The 15,896-nt window shown below is 70.1% G+C and carries 13 protein-coding genes; 5 read left to right on the forward strand and 8 right to left on the reverse strand.

Annotation, left to right across the window (positions count from 1 at the left end; genetic code table 11):
* On the reverse strand, positions 1 to 591 hold the full coding sequence (locus tag G6N31_RS01200; RefSeq protein ID WP_098004799.1) for a TetR/AcrR family transcriptional regulator: 591 nt from the start codon (positions 589 to 591) through the stop codon (positions 1 to 3).
* Entirely contained in the window at positions 591 to 1,844 is a 1,254-nt protein-coding gene (locus G6N31_RS01205) for a cytochrome P450 (RefSeq protein ID WP_098004798.1), read from the reverse strand. Before G6N31_RS01205 ends, G6N31_RS01200 begins: the two co-directional genes overlap by 1 nt.
* Before the next feature lie 150 nt (positions 1,845 to 1,994).
* On the opposite strand from G6N31_RS01205, the gene G6N31_RS01210 reads away from it, so the two are divergent.
* On the forward strand, positions 1,995 to 4,574 hold the full coding sequence (locus G6N31_RS01210; protein ID WP_098004797.1) for an ABC transporter ATP-binding protein/permease: 2,580 nt from the start codon (positions 1,995 to 1,997) through the stop codon (positions 4,572 to 4,574).
* Entirely contained in the window at positions 4,571 to 6,307 is a 1,737-nt protein-coding gene (locus G6N31_RS01215; RefSeq protein ID WP_098004796.1) for an ABC transporter ATP-binding protein, read from the forward strand. Before G6N31_RS01210 ends, G6N31_RS01215 begins: the two co-directional genes overlap by 4 nt.
* A 17-nt stretch (positions 6,308 to 6,324) precedes the next feature.
* Here G6N31_RS01215 and G6N31_RS01220 read toward each other — a convergent pair whose 3' ends face one another.
* Both G6N31_RS01220 and tap read right to left on the reverse strand, forming a co-directional pair.
* Complete coding sequence (locus tag G6N31_RS01220; protein ID WP_098004814.1) at positions 6,325 to 7,644, reverse strand: FAD-binding oxidoreductase; 1,320 nt, start codon at positions 7,642 to 7,644, stop codon at positions 6,325 to 6,327.
* Between the two features lie 51 nt (positions 7,645 to 7,695).
* Entirely contained in the window at positions 7,696 to 8,931 is a 1,236-nt protein-coding gene (tap, locus tag G6N31_RS01225; protein ID WP_098004795.1) for a multidrug efflux MFS transporter Tap, read from the reverse strand.
* A gap of 70 nt (positions 8,932 to 9,001) precedes the next feature.
* Here tap and G6N31_RS01230 point away from each other — a divergent pair, with 70 nt between their 5' ends.
* Both G6N31_RS01230 and G6N31_RS01235 read left to right on the forward strand, forming a co-directional pair.
* On the forward strand, positions 9,002 to 9,838 hold the full coding sequence (locus G6N31_RS01230) for a uracil-DNA glycosylase (protein WP_234815415.1): 837 nt from the start codon (positions 9,002 to 9,004) through the stop codon (positions 9,836 to 9,838).
* Positions 9,839 to 9,922: 84 nt separating this feature from the next.
* Positions 9,923 to 10,972: an LLM class flavin-dependent oxidoreductase gene (locus G6N31_RS01235; RefSeq protein ID WP_098004794.1), complete on the forward strand. Its 1,050-nt coding sequence runs from the start codon at positions 9,923 to 9,925 to the stop codon at positions 10,970 to 10,972.
* Here the strand turns inward: G6N31_RS01235 and G6N31_RS01240 are convergent.
* From G6N31_RS01240 to G6N31_RS01250, 3 genes are read right to left on the reverse strand one after another with little or no spacing between them, the layout of a single operon-like run.
* Positions 10,969 to 11,427, reverse strand: a complete 459-nt coding sequence (locus G6N31_RS01240) for a nitroreductase family deazaflavin-dependent oxidoreductase (RefSeq protein ID WP_098004793.1) — start codon at positions 11,425 to 11,427, stop codon at positions 10,969 to 10,971. The genes G6N31_RS01235 and G6N31_RS01240 overlap by 4 nt on opposite strands.
* 3 nt (positions 11,428 to 11,430) lie before the next feature.
* Positions 11,431 to 11,868 carry an HIT family protein gene (locus tag G6N31_RS01245; protein ID WP_098004792.1) on the reverse strand — a complete coding sequence of 146 codons (438 nt, stop codon included), beginning with the start codon at positions 11,866 to 11,868 and terminating at the stop codon, positions 11,431 to 11,433.
* Between the two features lie 4 nt (positions 11,869 to 11,872).
* A complete protein-coding gene (locus tag G6N31_RS01250; protein ID WP_098004791.1) occupies positions 11,873 to 12,376 on the reverse strand; it encodes a DNA-deoxyinosine glycosylase in 504 nt (167 codons plus the stop codon).
* Positions 12,377 to 12,415: 39 nt separating this feature from the next.
* Here G6N31_RS01250 and G6N31_RS01255 point away from each other — a divergent pair, with 39 nt between their 5' ends.
* Positions 12,416 to 13,534, forward strand: a complete 1,119-nt coding sequence (locus G6N31_RS01255; protein WP_098004812.1) for an adenylate/guanylate cyclase domain-containing protein — start codon at positions 12,416 to 12,418, stop codon at positions 13,532 to 13,534.
* Positions 13,535 to 13,689: 155 nt separating this feature from the next.
* On the opposite strand, the gene G6N31_RS01260 is transcribed toward G6N31_RS01255, so the two are convergent.
* Positions 13,690 to 15,873 (reverse strand): heavy metal translocating P-type ATPase, encoded by a 2,184-nt coding sequence (locus tag G6N31_RS01260; protein WP_435404859.1) that lies wholly within the window; start codon positions 15,871 to 15,873, stop codon positions 13,690 to 13,692.
* Positions 15,874 to 15,896: the final 23 nt, after the last annotated feature.

Genomic DNA, 15,896 nt, shown 5'->3' on the forward strand with positions numbered 1-15,896 from the left:
CTAGGAGGCCGGCTGATCGGCGGTGTGGGCCGGCAGTAGGGTCGGCACCACGAACTCCTCGAGCATGCTGCGCTCGTCGTCTTCGTCGCGGCCGGGGAAGACCAGCAGCGACGTCATCACCCGCACCAGCCAGCGGGCGCGGTGGGCCACCAGGTCGGTGTCGTCGGGGCCCAGCGAGATCACGAACGCCTCGGTCAAGGCGCTGATCACCTGCGACTGCTCGGCCATCTCCCCGCCGATCGGTCGCTGGGTGGTGGCGAACCACGACGCCAGCGTCGGGCTCTGCCGCACGTTGCGCAACGACGACAGCATGCCCTCGATCAACCGCTGCCGGGGATCCCGGATCGCGGTGATCTGATCGGTCATCTCGCGGTACAGCCGGTAGCTCTCCCGGTTCACGAACGCCGTGTAGAGCGCCTCGCGGTTCTCGAAGTAGCGGTACAGCGTGGCGCGCGAACATCCCGCCGCCGAGGCGATCTCGTGCATCCCGACGGTGGCGGCCTCTTTGCTGGCGAACAGCTCGCCGGCGGCGTCGAGGATGCGGTCGGCGGCCACCTCGGTGCGCTGCGCCGCCAGCCAGTCACCGGCCATCAGCGAGTCACCGTGAACGGCACCGACAGTGGTCGCCGCACGTAGTTGCCGCCCGACCAGACGATCCCGGCCTCGTCGACCTCGAATTCGGGGATCTGGGTCAACAGTTCGGTCAGCGCGACGCGGGACTGCATCCGGGCCGCGGCGGCGCCCAGGCAGTGGTGCGCGCCGTGACTGAACGTCAGGATGTTCCGCGGCCGGCGGGTGACGTCGAGCTCCCCGGCATCCGGGCCGTACTGCCGTTCGTCACGGTTACCCGACCCGTAGAGCAGCATGGCGCGCCGTCCCCGCGGGATCGTCACCCCCGCCACCGTCACGTCGCGGGTGACGGTGCGGCCCAGCATCTGCACCGGTGAGGTCAGCCGCAACAGCTCGTCGACCGCGTCGGGGATCAGCCCGGGATCGGCGGTCAGCAGGCCGCGCTGGTCGGGCCGCTGATGCAGCAGCTGCACCGACCCGCCGAGCATCCCGGTGGTGGTGTCGTTTCCGCCGGTGACCATCGTGAACGTGAACGCCAGAATCGACAGCACCCCGGAGATGTCGCCGTCGGCGCCGACGCCGGCAGCCACGAGGTGCGAGACCGTGTCGTCTTCTGGATCGACGCGGCGCCGCTCGATCAAGGCGGTGAAGTACCCCATCATGTCGCCGAGGGCGTCGCCGAGCGTGTGCAACGCACCGCCGATGCCCCCCTCGGCGGTGTTGGCGGCCACGATCGCGTCGGTCCAGCCGTCGAACTGGCCACGATCGGATTCCGGCACGCCGAGGTAGTGCGCGACCACCATCGAGGGCAGCGGTTTGAACAGCTCGGCGACGATATCGCCGCCGCCGTTGGCGCGGATGCGCGCGATCCGCTCCCGAACGAAGGCCCGAACCGTCGGCTCGACGGCCTCGACCTGACGGGGTGTGAAGCCGCGCGAGACCAGACGGCGGAACTCGGTGTGCACCGGCGGATCCTGCATCACCATCGGCGGGTTGTCGGCCAGCCCGATCAGGTCGAGTTCGCCGTAGTTGACGGTCAGGCCCTGCGCGGAGGAGAACGTCTGATGGTCGCGTGCCGCGGCCCAGATGTCGGCGTGCCGGGACAGTACGTAGTAGTCGCCAGGCTCGGCGCTGTCGGGCCGGTCGGCGGGGACGACGTGGTGGACCGGGTCATGGTCGCGCAACGCGCGGTACATCGGCCAAGGGTCGGCCCAGGTCGCGGCGTCACACAACTCGAACCGGGCCGACGACGCGTGAGACAGAACCGCATTCATGTCTTATTCGTATGACAGCCGACGGCAATTGTCAATCAATGGTCGACCCCCGTGGGCCCCGCCGGCCGGATCGGTAAGGCTAACCTCAGTACAACTGTCGGGTACTGCCGCCCGCTTTCCGGGCTCGGCACGCAGGCGAGAGGAGAGGCGATGGCTCGCGGATTCCAGGGCGCGGTGCTGCGCGGGCTCGGCGCCCGCGACCACCGGGCCACCGTGGTCGACAAGGACTACCTGGCGCCCCATTTCGTCCGCATCCGTCTCGTCGCGCCCACGCTGTTCGACGACGTGGTGGTCGAACCGACGACCTGGCTGCGGTTCTGGTTCCCCGACCCCGACGGCTCGGACACCGAGTTTCAGCGCGCCTACACGATCACCGAGTCCGACCCGCAGACCGGACGGTTGGCCGTCGACATGGTCTTGCACGAACCGGCCGGCCCGGCATCGACCTGGGCCCGCGAGGTCGAACCGGGCGCGGTGATCTCGGTGGTTTCGCTGGGCTCCAAGGGTTTTCGCATCCCCGAGGATCCACTGGACCGGCCGGCGGGGTATCTGCTGATCGGCGACTCGGCGTCCACGCCGGCGATCAACGGGATCATCGGCGCCGTCCCCGACGACATCCCGATCGAGTGCTACCTCGAAACGCACGACGACCAGGACGCGTTGATCCCGCTCGCCGACCACCCGCGGCTGACAGTGCACCGGGTACCGCGCACCGACGCCGGTTCGCTGGCCGCCGCCGTCGAGGCGCGGGACTGGTCGAACTGGCACGCCTGGGTCGGACCGGAGGCGGGATCACTCAAACCGCTGCGCGCCCGTCTGCGCGACGAGTTCGGGTTTCCCAAACAGGAGATCCACGCACAGGCCTACTGGACGCAGGGCCGGGCGATGGGCTCGCACCGGGACGGCGACGATGCCGATTCGACGCCGGCGCCGACGCCCGCACCGGCGGCGCCCGCGCCGGAGCGAGCGCGGGGGCGGTGGCGGGCCGAGGCCGGTGGACGGCTCCTGGCGCCGCTGCGCACGCCGCTGGTCGTGGCCGGAGCGCTGCAGGCGATGATCACGCTGGTCGAGCTCGCCCCGTTCGTGCTGCTTGTCGAGCTGGCCCGGCTGCTGCTCACCGATACGGGGCAGGACCGGTTGTGGGGGCTGGGACTGGCCGCGGTCTCGCTGCTCGGTGTCGGCGCCGTGCTCGCGGCCGGGTTGACGCTGTGGCTGCACCGGCTGGACGCCCGCTTCGCTCATCAGCTGCGCAACCGACTGCTGACGAAGATGTCCCGGCTCCCGCTGGGTTGGTTCACCGTGCGCGGGTCGGCATCGGTCAAACGACTCGTCTCCGACGACACGCTGGCGCTGCACTATCTGGTGACGCACGCCATCCCCGACGCGGTGGCCGCGGTCGTGGCGCCGGTCGCGGTGCTGGTCTACCTCTTCGTCATCGACTGGCGCATCGCGCTGCTGTTGTTCGTGCCGGTGCTGACCTATCTGGTGCTCATGTGGGTGATGATGGTGCAGTCGGGCGCCAAGATCACCCAGGCGCCGCGCTGGGCCGAACGGATGACCGCCCAGGCCGGCGCCTACTTGGAGGGTCAACCCGTGGTCCGGGTATTCGGCGGGGTGGCCGGGTCGACCTTCCGGCAGCGGCTCGACGACTACATCGAGTTCCTCAACAGCTGGCAGCGCCCCTTCGTCGGCAAGAAGACGCTGATGGACATCGTCACCCGGCCCTCGACATTCCTGTGGCTGATCCTGGCCGCCGGTGTACCGCTGGTGGCCTGGGGGCGGATGGATCCGGTCAACCTGCTGCCGTTCCTGTTGCTGGGCACCAGCTTCGGGGCGCGGCTGCTGGGGATCGGCTACGGCATGGGCGGCATCCAGAGCGGGATGCAGGCCGCCCGGCGGATCCAGACCGCCCTCGACGAGGCCGAGCTCGACGCGGCCCCAGGGGCTGCTGTCACCGCTGCCGCGTCCGGCACGCTGGAGTTCGACCACGTCAGCTTCGGCTACCGCCCGGGGGCGCCGGTGATCTACGACGTGACCCTGACACTGCGGCCGGGCACGGTCACCGCACTGGTCGGACCGTCCGGTGCCGGTAAGTCCACGCTCGCCGCGCTGGCCGCCCGGTTCCACGACGTTGCCGCCGGCGTGATCCGGGTCGACGGGCGGGACATCCGGACGCTGTCGGCCGACGAGCTCTACCGCCGAGTCGGTTTCGTGCTGCAGGACACCCAGCTGGTGCACGGCACGGTCGCGGAGAACATCGCGCTGGCTGTGCCCGACGCCGGCATCGACCGCATCCGCGCAGCCGCCCGGGACGCGCAGATCCACGAGCGCATTCTGCGGATGCCCGACGGCTACGACACCGTGCTGGGGGCAGGCTCGACTCTGTCGGGCGGGGAACGGCAACGGTTGACCATCGCCCGCGCGATCCTCGCCGACACCCCGGTGCTGGTGCTCGACGAGGCCACCGCATTCGCCGACCCCGAGTCGGAATACCTTGTCCAGCAGGCCCTCAACCGGCTCACCCGGGACCGTACCGTGCTGGTCATCGCGCACCGGTTGCACACCGTCACCCACGCCGACCAGATCGTGGTGCTCGACCACGGCAGGATCGCCGAGATCGGTACCCACGAGGACCTGCTCGCGCGAGGTGGGCGCTACCGTGCGCTGTGGGACACCGGGATTGCCGGTGCGGAGGCGCCTGGCCCTGACCGCGCGGGGGCGCGGCGATGATCGCGACTCTGCTGAGGCTGCTGCCCGACGACCGTCGTGGCCAGGTCGGCCGATACGCGGCGCTGACACTGCTCTCGGTGCTGCTGCGCGCCGGCGCAACGGTGTTGTTGATTCCGCTGCTCGCTGCGCTTTTCGGCGACGCGCCCGCACAGGCCTGGCGGTGGCTGGGCTGGCTGACTGCGGTGACGCTCATCGGGTGGCTGGTCGACACCGCCACTGCGCGGCGGGGATTCGACCTCGGTTTCACGGTGCTCGATCGGGCGCAGCACGACATGGCCGACGCGCTGCCCGAGGTCAGCCTGAGCTGGTTCGACCAGGAGAACACCGCGACCGCGCGGCAGGCGATCGCCGCGACCGGGCCGGAACTGGTCGGTCTGGTGGTCAACCTGTTGACCCCGTTGATCGGTGCGGTGCTGCTGCCGGCGGCGATCAGCCTGGCGCTGTTGTCCGTGTCGGTGCCGCTCGGGCTGGCGGCGCTGGGCGGGGTGGCGGTGCTGTTCGGTGCGCTGTGGTTGTCCGGGCGGCTCGGTCGCGCCGCTGACGCGGTGGCCGACCAGACCAACACGGCGTTGACCGAACGCATCATCGAGTTCGCGCGCACCCAGCAGGCCCTGCGCGCTGCCCGCCGCGTCGAACCGGCGCGCAGCCTGGTGGGCGGCGCCCTGCAGACTCAGCACGGCGCCGGTCTGCGGCTGCTCACCATGCAGATTCCAGGTCAGCTGTTGTTCAGTGTCGCCAGTCAGCTGGCGCTGATCCTGTTCGCGGGGATGACCACCTGGTTGACGGTGCGCGGCGATCTCGGTGTCGCCGAAGCGGTGGCGCTGATCGTGGTGTTGGCCCGCTACCTGGAACCCTTCAGCGTGGTCAGCGATCTCGCCCCGGCCATCGAGTCGATCCGTGCCACCCTCGGCAGGATCCGAGCCGTGCTCGATGCCCCGAAGCTGCGCTTCGGTGCGCAACCGCGGGTCGGCCAGAACGATGCCCCGGCAATCACTTTCGACGATGTCAGCTTCGGCTACGGAGACCAACAGGTGCTGGACCGGATGAGCTTCACGTTGTCGCCCGGCTCCACCACGGCGATCGTCGGGCCCTCGGGCTCGGGCAAGACCACCATCCTGGCGCTGATCGCCGGTCTGCACGAGCCGGGGGAGGGCCGGGTGCTCATCGACGGCGTCGACCTGGCGGCGCTGGATGCCGACGCCCGTCGCGGTGTGGTCAGCGTGGTTTTCCAGCACCCGTATCTGTTCGACGGTGCGGTGCGCGACAATGTCCTCGCCGGAGACCCCACCGCCGATGCCGCGGCGGTTTCGACGGCCATGCAGTTGGCGCGGGTGGACGAACTGATCGCGCGGCTGCCCGACGGGGACGCGACCGTCGTGGGCGAGGGCGGGACCGCACTGTCGGGCGGTGAGCGGCAGCGGGTCAGTATCGCGCGAGCGCTGCTCAAGCCGGCCCCGGTCCTGCTCGTCGACGAGGCGACCAGTGCGCTGGACACCGAGAACGAGGCCGCCGTCGTCGACGCCCTGACCGTTGACCCGCGCCCCCGCACCCGCGTCATCGTCGCGCACCGGCTCGCCAGCATCCGCCACGCCGACCGCGTGCTGTTCGTCGTGGACGGACGGGTGGTCGAGGACGGAACGATCGACGAATTGCTCTCGGCCGGTGGTCGATTCGCGCGGTTCTGGAGTCAGCAGCAGGCTGCGTCGAGCTGGCAGATCACCACTCGCACCTGACGGTTCTGCCGGGCTGGCTAGAACCCGGCTCCGGGGTTGAGAATGCCGTCGGGGTCCAGGGCCGCCTTGATCCGGCGGTTGAGCTCCATGACCTCGGGGCCGAGCTGCCCGGCCAGCCAGGGCCGCTTCAGGCGTCCGACACCGTGTTCGCCGGTGATGGTCCCGCCCAGTCCGACGGCCAGATCCATGATCTCGCCGAACGCCTGCTGGGCGCGCTGTTCCATCGCGGCATCGGCGGGGTCGAAGACGATGAGCGGGTGGGTGTTGCCGTCTCCGGCGTGGGCGATCACCGAGATCACCACATCGCGGTCGGCGGCGATCTTCTCCACACCGCTGACCAACTCGGCCAGCGCGGGCAGCGGAACCCCGACGTCTTCGAGCAGCAGTGAGCCCTTGGCCTCCACGGCGGGGATCGCGAATCGGCGGGCAGCTACGAAGGCTTCGCCCTCGTCCGGGTCCGATGTCGAAAACACCTCTGTGGCACCGTGTTCGGTGAACACCGCGGCCATGAACTCGACGTCCTCGGTGCCGGCGGCGCCGCGGTCGTCGGAGGAGGCGACCAGCATGGCCGCCGCCGTGCGGTCCAGGCCCATCTTCAGCTTGTCCTCGACGGCGTTGATCGCCACCGAGTCCATGAACTCCAGCATCGACGGTCGGATCTTGCCGGTGATGGTGACCACCGCGTCACAGGCGGCGCTGACCGAATCGAACGTCGACACCACGGTGGCGCCCCGATGTTGGGCCGGAAGCAATTTCACCGTCACCTCGGTCACCACCCCGAGGGTGCCCTCGCTGCCGACGAACAGCTTCGTCAACGGCAGCCCCGCGGCGTCCTTGAGGCGTGGACCACCCAGGCGCACTGCGGTGCCGTCGGCCAGCACCACCTGCAGACCGAGCACGTAGTCGGTGGTCACCCCGTATTTCACGCAGCACAGGCCACCGGCGTTGGTTGCGACGTTGCCGCCGATGCTGCAGATCTCGAACGATGACGGGTCTGGCGGGTACCACAGCCCGTACTCGGCGACCGCTTTCTTCACCTCGGCGTTGAGCAGCCCCGGCTGCACCACCGCGGTGCGGGTGACCGGGTCGACGCTGATGTCGCGCATCTTCTCGGTGGACAGCACGATTCCGCCGTCGAGCGCCGTGGCGCCTCCGGACAGGCCGGTGCCCATGCCGCGCGGAACCACCGCGATCCGGTGCGCGGCGGCCCAGCGCAGCACCTGCTGGACGTCCTCGGTGCGGCGCGGGCGGACGACGGCCAGCGGGGTGCCGGCAGCGGGGTCGGCGGCGCGATCCTGCCGATAGGACGCCAGGATGTCGGGGTCGGTCAGCACCATCCCGTCGGGAAGTTCGGCGATCAGCCCGGCCAGCGCGTCCACCCGGCAATCCTAGTCCGGAGGTGTCACCGGTTCGTCGAGATCGCGCAGCGTCGGCAGGAACACCGCGACCAGACCCAAGAGCAGCATCGGAATCGACAACGCGAGGAACGTGGTGCGCAGACCTGCGCTGTCGGCCAGCGGGCCGGCCACGATCAAGCCGACCGGCCCGGCGGCGTAGGCCAGCGACCCCATCACCCCGACGACGCGTCCGCGCAGGTGTTGCGGGGCCCTGGTCTGCATCACGTAGTTGTAGATCGGCTGGATCGGGCCGTAGGCGAACCCGCCGATCGCGGCCATCGCCAGGATCAGCGGCAGCGGCGGCAGGAACGCGATCACGGTCATGGTGGCGCCCAGCGTGAGCACCGCGGCGAGCATGGTCGCGCGGCGGTTGACGAAACGTGAGGTCACCGCGTAACCGAGCGCCCCGACCAGGCCACCCAGCGACAGCGCCATCAGCACCCAGCCCAGCTGTGCGGGCTCGTCGCGGTCGGTGAAGTACTTCGGGAACAGCACGCTCTCCATCGGCATGTACAGCCCGACGACCACCAGGTCGATCAACGCCAGCACGCGCAGCACCCGCAGGTTCCAGACGAAGCGCAGCCCTTCGACGATCCCGGCCCACACCCGGTCGGGCAGTTCGGTGCGGTCCGGGACCCCGGCACCTGCCAGTCGCAGCGCCGCGATCAACCCGATCGACACGGCGAACGTCGCCGCGGTGACCCACATGGTGTTGACCCCGCCCAGGGTGGCGATCAGCAGGCCCCCGATGCCGGGCCCGACGATGTATGCCAGGTTGAAGACGGCTTCGTAATACGAGTTGGCTTTGTCCAGCGTCCAGCCGGCCCGCGCCGCGGCCTCGGGCAGCATGGTCTCGCGCGCGGTCATGCCGGCCGGATCGAAGAAGGCGCCCAGCGCGGCCAGCGTCGCCAGCACCGCGACGTTGACCGCCTCGACACCGAAGGTCAGCGCGATCACCGGCACCGCGGCCACCGAGAGTCCGGACAGCAGATCGGAGATCATCGACACCCGGCGCCTGCCCAGATAGTCCACGGCGGCGCCGGCGAACAGCGTTGCCACCAGCAGCGGCAACGTGGCCGCCATCGCCACCACGGAGGCTTCCAGCGCCGAGCCGTTGCGCTGCAGCACCAGCCACGGGAACGCGATGATCGAGATGCCGTTGCCCGCACCGGCCATCAGCGCCGCGGACAGTATCAGCAGGATAGGCCCGCGTTCGCCGGTGCTCATGATCGCGGTGAATGTACCGCCGCGCGATGGCGGCGGCGACCGAATTTCGCCGGCCGGGCACACTGGGCGGGTGACTCTGCCGCACCCGCGCACCGGTGGCGCGTTCACCTCTCCGGTGCGGCCCGGGTCTGGCTGGCCCGGGGACCCGGCCACGGCGCGCACCGCGGTGGCCAGCACGCCAGCCGAGGTGGCGGCCATCGCCGCCGGGGCCCGCACGCTCGAGCAGATCGACGCCGGCGTATCGGTGTGCCGGGCCTGTCCGCGGCTGGTGACGTGGCGCGAGCAGGTCGCCGTCGACAAGCGCAAGGCCTACGCCGATCAGCCCTACTGGGGCCGGCCCGCCCCCGGGTTCGGCGCGGCACGGCCGCGGATCTGGATCGTCGGCCTGGCCCCGGCCGCCCACGGCGCCAACCGCACCGGGCGGGTGTTCACCGGGGACCGCTCGGGCGACTTCCTGTTCGCGTCGTTGTACCGTAGCGGCCTGGCCAACCAGGAACTCTGCGTGGACAGCGCGGACGGGCTGACGCTCGACGGCGTCCGGGTGGCCGCGTCCGTGCGCTGCGCGCCGCCGGCCAACGCGCCCACCCCGGCGGAACGCGGTACGTGCGAGCCATGGCTCGATGCGGAGTGGCGGTTGACGAAGTCCGACGTGCGGGTGATCATCGCGCTCGGCGGTTTCGCCTGGCAGGCGGCGCTGGCGATGATCCGGCGGGCCGGCGGCGCCGTCGGCGTCCCGGCGCCCAAGTTCGGCCACGGCGTCACCGCGACCCTGAGCACCCCGGACGGCCCGGTGCAGCTGCTCGGGTGCTTCCACCCCAGCCAGCAGAACACCTTCACCGGCCGGTTGACGCCCGAGATGATGGACGACGTCTTCGCCACCGCCCGGCACCTGGCGAGTTCGGCGTGATCGGCGTCGCTCAGCGTCGACAACCACGCCGAAATCGCCGGAAAGCCGGGGAACGGAGCGGCGGCGCGGGGCGTTGACCCGGTAATGCGTCTCTCAGTCCTCGACCTCGTCCCTGTCCGGTCCGACCAGAGCACCGCCGACGCGCTGGCCGCGACGACGCGGCTGGCCCAGGTCGCCGACGGGCTCGGCTACACCCGGTACTGGGTGGCGGAGCATCACAACATGCCCTCGGCCGCCGCGACCAGCCCGCCGGTGCTGATCGCGCACCTGGCCGCGCACACCTCGGCGCTGCGGCTGGGTTCGGGCGGGGTGATGCTGCCCAACCACGCGCCGCTGGCGGTGGCCGAGCAGTTCGCGCTGCTGGAGGCCGCCCACCCGGGTCGCATCGATCTGGGTATCGGCCGCGCACCAGGCTCGGACCCGGTCACCTCGTTGGCGCTGCGCGGTGCCGCCGGCCGGGACGACCGCGACATCGAAGCCTTCCCCGACTACCTCGACGACGTGGTCGCGCTGATGAGCAGCGCGGGCGTGCGGGTGGCGCTGCCGCGCGACCTGATGCGGGAGAACTATGTCCTCAAGGCCACGCCGGCCGCGGTCACCGAACCCCGGCTGTGGCTGCTCGGCTCATCGATGTACTCGGCACGCCTAGCGGCGGCCAAAGGGCTGCCCTACGTCTTCGCCCACCATTTCTCCGGCCAGGGCACCGAGGAGGCTCTGCACCTGTACCGCAACAACTTCCGGCCCAGTGAGACGACGCCCGAACCGGTCACCTTCCTGACGGTCAACGCGGTGGTGGCCGACACGGACGACGAGGCGATGCGGCTGATCCAGCCGAACCTGCAGATGATGGCCAAGCTGCGCACCGGTCAGCCGCTCGGTCCGCTCGATGTGGTCGAGGATGCCGAGGCCCGCGCGCTCAGCGCGCGTGAGCAGACAGTGGTCGAGGGCGGTCTGCGCCAGGCGGTCGTCGGAGCACCGGAGCGGGCTGCGGAGCAACTACGGGCCTTGGCCGAGCGGTTCGGCGTGGACGAGGTCATGATCCACCCCGTCGCGTCGGCCTACCGCGGAGTGGACCCCGCGACGGCGCCGGCCCGGGAAGCGACTCTGGAGTTGTTGGCCAAGCACCTGCTCTAGGAACGCGGGCGAAGGCGCACGATCGGAATCGGGCGACTGGTCCGCTTCTGGTAACGGTTGTAGCGGTTCGAATTCTGCTTGTTGACCAACTCCCACATCCGGGCGTAGTCGGGGTCATCGGGCAGCACCGGCGTCGCGGTGACCTTCAGTCGGCGGGTGCCCAGGTTGATCTCGATGTTCGGATCGGCTTTGAGGTTGTGGTACCAGCCGGGCGCCTTCGGATCCCCACCCTTGGACGCGACCACCAGGTAGTCGCCCCGGTCCGGGAAATAGGACAGCGTGGTGGTGCGCGCCTTGCCGGTCTTGGCGCCGACCGTGTGCAACAGCAGGCTCGGAGCCACCCCGGGCAGCGGGATGCGGTGACCCACACGGCCATTGGTGCGCTGGTAGATGGTGTCGTGCAACATCAACAACCGGTATCCGACGTTCTGTTCGACCCACTGCGTCAGGCTCATGGGTCAATCCTTGTCCGCGGCGTCCGGTCGCGCCAGTGCCTCCCGTAGAATCCGTCCGGTTTCCTCGCGGTCGGGGTCGCGGCGCAGCAGCAGGCCCTTGGCGAAGGACAGCTTGTCGCCGTCGCGGCGCGGCACCACGTGCAGATGGATGTGAAACACCGACTGGAAGGCGGCCCTGCCGTCATTGATGGCGAGGTTGTTGCCGTCGGCATGCAGTCCCGACGTTCGCGCGGCCAGCGCGATGCGCTGGCCGATCTCGGTCATCCGCGCCAACGTCGCCGGCGGGGTGTCGGTCAGATCGACGGTGTGCCGTTTCGGGACGACCAGGGTGTGGCCGCGGGTGAACGGCCGGATATCGAGCAGAGCCACGAACTCGTCGTCTTCGTAGATCCGGACGGCCGGGGAGTCACCGGCGACGATCGCGCAGAACACACAGGACATCCCGTCACGCTAGCTGCCCGGTGATCCCGGCCCGCCACGCCGTCAGCTTGTCGTCGAAGCGCATGGTTTGGGCCGGACTGGTCGACGGGAGCCGGTGAAACCGCAGCGGGTGCGACACCTTCACCAGCCGCCGGAAGTTCTTCTCGGCCGCGGCGCCGTTGAAGTAGACGTGCGTGATCGTCGGATGGGTGGCGAACAACATCTCGAAATCGTTGGGCACCATACTGTCTGGTTCGACGGCGGAGTCCAGGCTGCCCGGGCGGCGGCACGAGCGCAGCACGTCCCAGACCGCGACCCCCGACCCGGTCAGCGCCGCCACCCGCCGCGGGTAGGGCGCTTCGGGGTCGAAGCCGAACAGCTCACCGGTGATCCGCCAGAACGCGTTGCGCGAGTATGCGTAGTACTGCTGGGCTGCCAACGATGCCACTCCCGGCATGTTGCCCAGTATCAGCAGTCGGGCATCGGCAGCCACGAGGGGCGGAAAGCTGTGCAGCGTCGGTGACGTCATAGGTTCCTGTGTAGCCGATCGGCGTATACGTTGGACGGCGTGGCCGAAGACGTCGATCCCGAGGTGGCCGAACTGCTCGACGGGCTCGACGGGGCGGCGCGCGCCGAGCGCGCCGAGCTGATCGCCTGGCTGCTCGAGCGTGGCGTCGGCGTCGAACAGATCCGGACCAGCTCGGCGCCGATGCTGCTGGCCTCGCGCCGGGTGATCGGTGACGACGGGCGGTACGTCTCGGCGCGTCGAGCCGCGGATGATGCCGGGGTGGATCTCGCGCTGTTCGAAAGGATTCAGCATGCGATGGGTCTGCCCCGTGTCGAGGACCCTGACGCCGAGGTATTTCTGCGGGCCGACGCCGGGGCGGCGAAGTTCACCCGCGACTTCCTCGACGCCGGTATCGACGCCGACGAGCTGGTCGTCATCACCAGACTGCTCGGCGACGGACTGGCGCGCGCCGCCGAAGCGATGCGGTACGCCGCACTGGCGGCGGTGATCCGGCCGGGGGCAAGCGAACTGGAGATCGCGAAGGCCTCGGAAGCATTGGTGTCGTCGCTGGCGCCGCTGCTCGGCCCGATGATCCAGGACGTGCTGCTGTTGCAGTTGCGCCACGCCATCGAGACCGAGGCGGTCAACGCCAGCGAACGGGCCGAGGGGCAGCATCTGCCCGGCGCGCGCGAGGTGAGCATCGCGTTCGCCGATCTGGTCGGCTTCACCCGGCTCGGGGAAGCTGTGCCGCCCGAGGAACTGGAGCAGCTCGCGCAACGGCTGGCCGACATGACCCGCGAGGTCGCCGAAGCGCCGGTGCGCTTCGTCAAAACGATCGGCGACGAGGTCATGCTGGTCAGCACCGATCCGGTACCGCTGCTGGACGCCGTGCTGCAGCTGACCGCGCAGACCAACGACGACGACGACTTCCCGCGGCTGCGGGTCGGGGTGGCCTCCGGAATGGCGGTGAGCCGAGCGGGGGACTGGTTCGGCAGCCCGGTCAATCTCGCGGCCCGGGTGACCGGGGCGGCGCGTCCCGGCTCGGTGTTGGTGGCCGAGTCGGCGCGCGAGGCGATCGGTGACGACCAACGCTTCACCTGGTCCTTCGCCGGGGCGCGTCACCTCAAAGGCATCAAGTCCGACGTGAAGCTGTTTCGGGCGCGGCGCGCGGACGCTTGACTGCGGCCGTGTTCGTACCGTTCGAACGTCGGCGCCGGCGAGTGTGCGGTGGCGGCGGTGGCGAGGGCGTTTTTCCGCCGAGAGTTCACGTTCGGCGGTGGGGTCGCCGTGAGTGCACACTCGGCGGCGTCGGTCATCGTAGGCGCGTGACTCGGTCACCGCGACGGGGTGAACGCGCGTAGCCGCAGGCTGTTGCTGACCACGAAGACCGAGCTGAAGGCCATCGCCGCGCCGGCGATCATCGGGTTGAGCAGACCGGCGGCGGCGAGGGGGATCGCGGCGACGTTGTAGCCGAACGCCCAGAACAGATTGCCTTTGATGGTGCTCAACGTCTTGCGCGACAGCCGGATTGCGTCGGGCACGGCCCGCAGGTCGTCGCCGACCAGCGTGAGATCGCTGGCCTCGATCGCGACGTCGGTGCCGCTGCCCATCGCCAGGCCGAGGTCGGCCTGTGCCAGGGCGGCGGCGTCGTTGACGCCGTCGCCGACCATCGCGACGACCCGGCCGTCGTCCTGCAGGCGCTTGACGGTGTCGACCTTGTCCTGCGGCAGCACCCCGGCGATCACCTCGTCGATCCCCACCGCGGCGGCGACCGCGCGGGCCACGGCCTCGTTGTCCCCGGTCACCATGATCGGCCGCAGCCCGAGTCGGCGCAGCGCGGCGATGGCCGGCGCAGAGGTCGGCTTCACCGCGTCGGCGACGGCCACCAGACCGCGCGCGCGTTCGTCCCAACCCACCGCGACCACGGTGCGGCCGTCGCGTTCCGCGCGCTGCAGCGCCGCGGTCAACCCGGAATCGAGCGGGTAGCCCTGCTCGGTCAGCAGCCGCGGACGGCCCACCATTACGGTCCGTCCCTCGACGGTCCCGCGCACGCCCAGGCCGGGCAGGTTGCCGAAGTCGGTGACCGGCGGCAGCGCCCCCACCTTGTCGACGGCGCCGCTGCTGATCGCTCGTGCGATGGGATGCTCCGAAGGCGTCTCCAGCGCACCGGCGATCCTCAGCACTTCGTCGGGCTCCTCGCCGTCGGCGACCAGCACCTCGACCAGTTCCATCGTGCCCGTCGTCACCGTCCCGGTCTTGTCGACCAGAACGGTGTCGACCTCACGGGTGGACTCCAGCACCTCGGGCCCCTTGATCAGAATGCCCAGCTGCGCGCCCCGTCCGGTGCCCACCATCAGCGCCGTCGGCGTCGCCAGCCCCAACGCGCACGGGCACGCGATGATCAGCACCGACACCGCTGCGGTGAACGCAGCCACCAGCGACGAGCCGGCGCCGATCCAGAAACCCAGCGTGGCGACCGCCAGCGCGATCACGATCGGGACGAAGACCCCGGAGATCCGGTCGGCCAGGCGCTGTGCCTGCGCCTTCCCGTTCTGCGCATCCTCGACCAGGCGTGCCATCTGCGCCAACTGCGTGTCTGACCCGACCCGCTCGGCCCGGACCACCAGCTGCCCGTCGACGTTGACCGTCGCGCCCACCACCTGGTCGCCGGAGGTGACTTCCACGGGCACCGACTCTCCGGTGAGCATGGACGCATCGATGGCCGAGCATCCCTCGACCACGACACCATCGGCGGCGATCTTCTCACCGGGGCGCACCACGAACTCGTCGCCCACGGCCAGTCGTTCGATGGGAATGCGATGCTGCGCACCGTCTTTACGGACGGTGACCTCCTTGGCTCCCATCTCCAGCAGAGCCCGTAACGCCGCTCCGGCGCGACGCTTGGCGCGTGCCTCGAAATACCGGCCGGCCAGGATGAACGTGGTGACCCCGGCGGCGGCCTCGAGATAGATATGGGCGCTGCCGTCGGTGCGCGCGATGGTGAACTCGAACGGGTGCTTCAGGCCCGGGACACCGGCGCTGCCCCAGAACAGCGCGTACACCGACCAGCCGAGCGCGGCGAGCGTGCCGACCGAGATCAGGGTGTCCATGGTCGCGGTGCCGTGCCGCAGGTTGGTCCACGCCGCTCGGTGGAACGGCCAGGCGCCCCACACCACGACGGGCGCGGCCAGCGTCAGCGACAGCCACTGCCAATAGGTGAACTGCAGGGCCGGCGCCATCGCCATCGCGATCACCGGCACAGAAAGCGCGAGGCAGACGAGCAGGCGCTGCCGCAGCGCGGCAGTCGGGTCGTCGTCACCGTCCGCGGCCTCGTCGGCGGGCTCGGGCAATGCGGCGTCATAGCCGGCGGCCTGCACTGCGGCCACCAGTTGCTCGGGGGTGACGTCGGCATCGAACTCGACGCGGGCCTTCTCGGTGGCGAAGTTGACCGTGGCGGTGACACCGTCGAGCTTGTTGAGTTTCTTTTCCACGCGCGCGGCGCATGACGCACACGTCATTCCGCCGATACTCAGTTCCAGCG

This window comes from Mycolicibacterium duvalii (assembly GCF_010726645.1).
Lineage (GTDB): Bacteria > Actinomycetota > Actinomycetes > Mycobacteriales > Mycobacteriaceae > Mycobacterium > Mycobacterium duvalii.

Bases quoted from the DNA above. Each gene is read 5' to 3' on its own strand.
- G6N31_RS01260 (WP_435404859.1), bottom strand. From the start codon at position 15,873: ATGACGTGTGCGTCATGCGCCGCGCGCGTGGAAAAGAAACTCAACAAG.
- G6N31_RS01215 (WP_098004796.1), top strand. From the start codon at position 4,571: ATGATCGCGACTCTGCTGAGGCTGCTGCCCGACGACCGTCGTGGCCAG.
- G6N31_RS01210 (WP_098004797.1), top strand. From the start codon at position 1,995: ATGGCTCGCGGATTCCAGGGCGCGGTGCTGCGCGGGCTCGGCGCCCGC.
- G6N31_RS01205 (WP_098004798.1), bottom strand. From the start codon at position 1,844: ATGAATGCGGTTCTGTCTCACGCGTCGTCGGCCCGGTTCGAGTTGTGT.
- G6N31_RS01250 (WP_098004791.1), bottom strand. From the start codon at position 12,376: ATGACGTCACCGACGCTGCACAGCTTTCCGCCCCTCGTGGCTGCCGAT.
- G6N31_RS01220 (WP_098004814.1), bottom strand. From the start codon at position 7,644: ATGGTGCTGACCGACCCCGACATCCTGGCGTCCTATCGGCAGGATCGC.
- G6N31_RS01235 (WP_098004794.1), top strand. From the start codon at position 9,923: ATGCGTCTCTCAGTCCTCGACCTCGTCCCTGTCCGGTCCGACCAGAGC.
- G6N31_RS01245 (WP_098004792.1), bottom strand. From the start codon at position 11,868: ATGTCCTGTGTGTTCTGCGCGATCGTCGCCGGTGACTCCCCGGCCGTC.
- G6N31_RS01200 (WP_098004799.1), bottom strand. From the start codon at position 591: ATGGCCGGTGACTGGCTGGCGGCGCAGCGCACCGAGGTGGCCGCCGAC.
- G6N31_RS01240 (WP_098004793.1), bottom strand. From the start codon at position 11,427: ATGAGCCTGACGCAGTGGGTCGAACAGAACGTCGGATACCGGTTGTTG.
- tap (WP_098004795.1), bottom strand. From the start codon at position 8,931: ATGAGCACCGGCGAACGCGGGCCTATCCTGCTGATACTGTCCGCGGCG.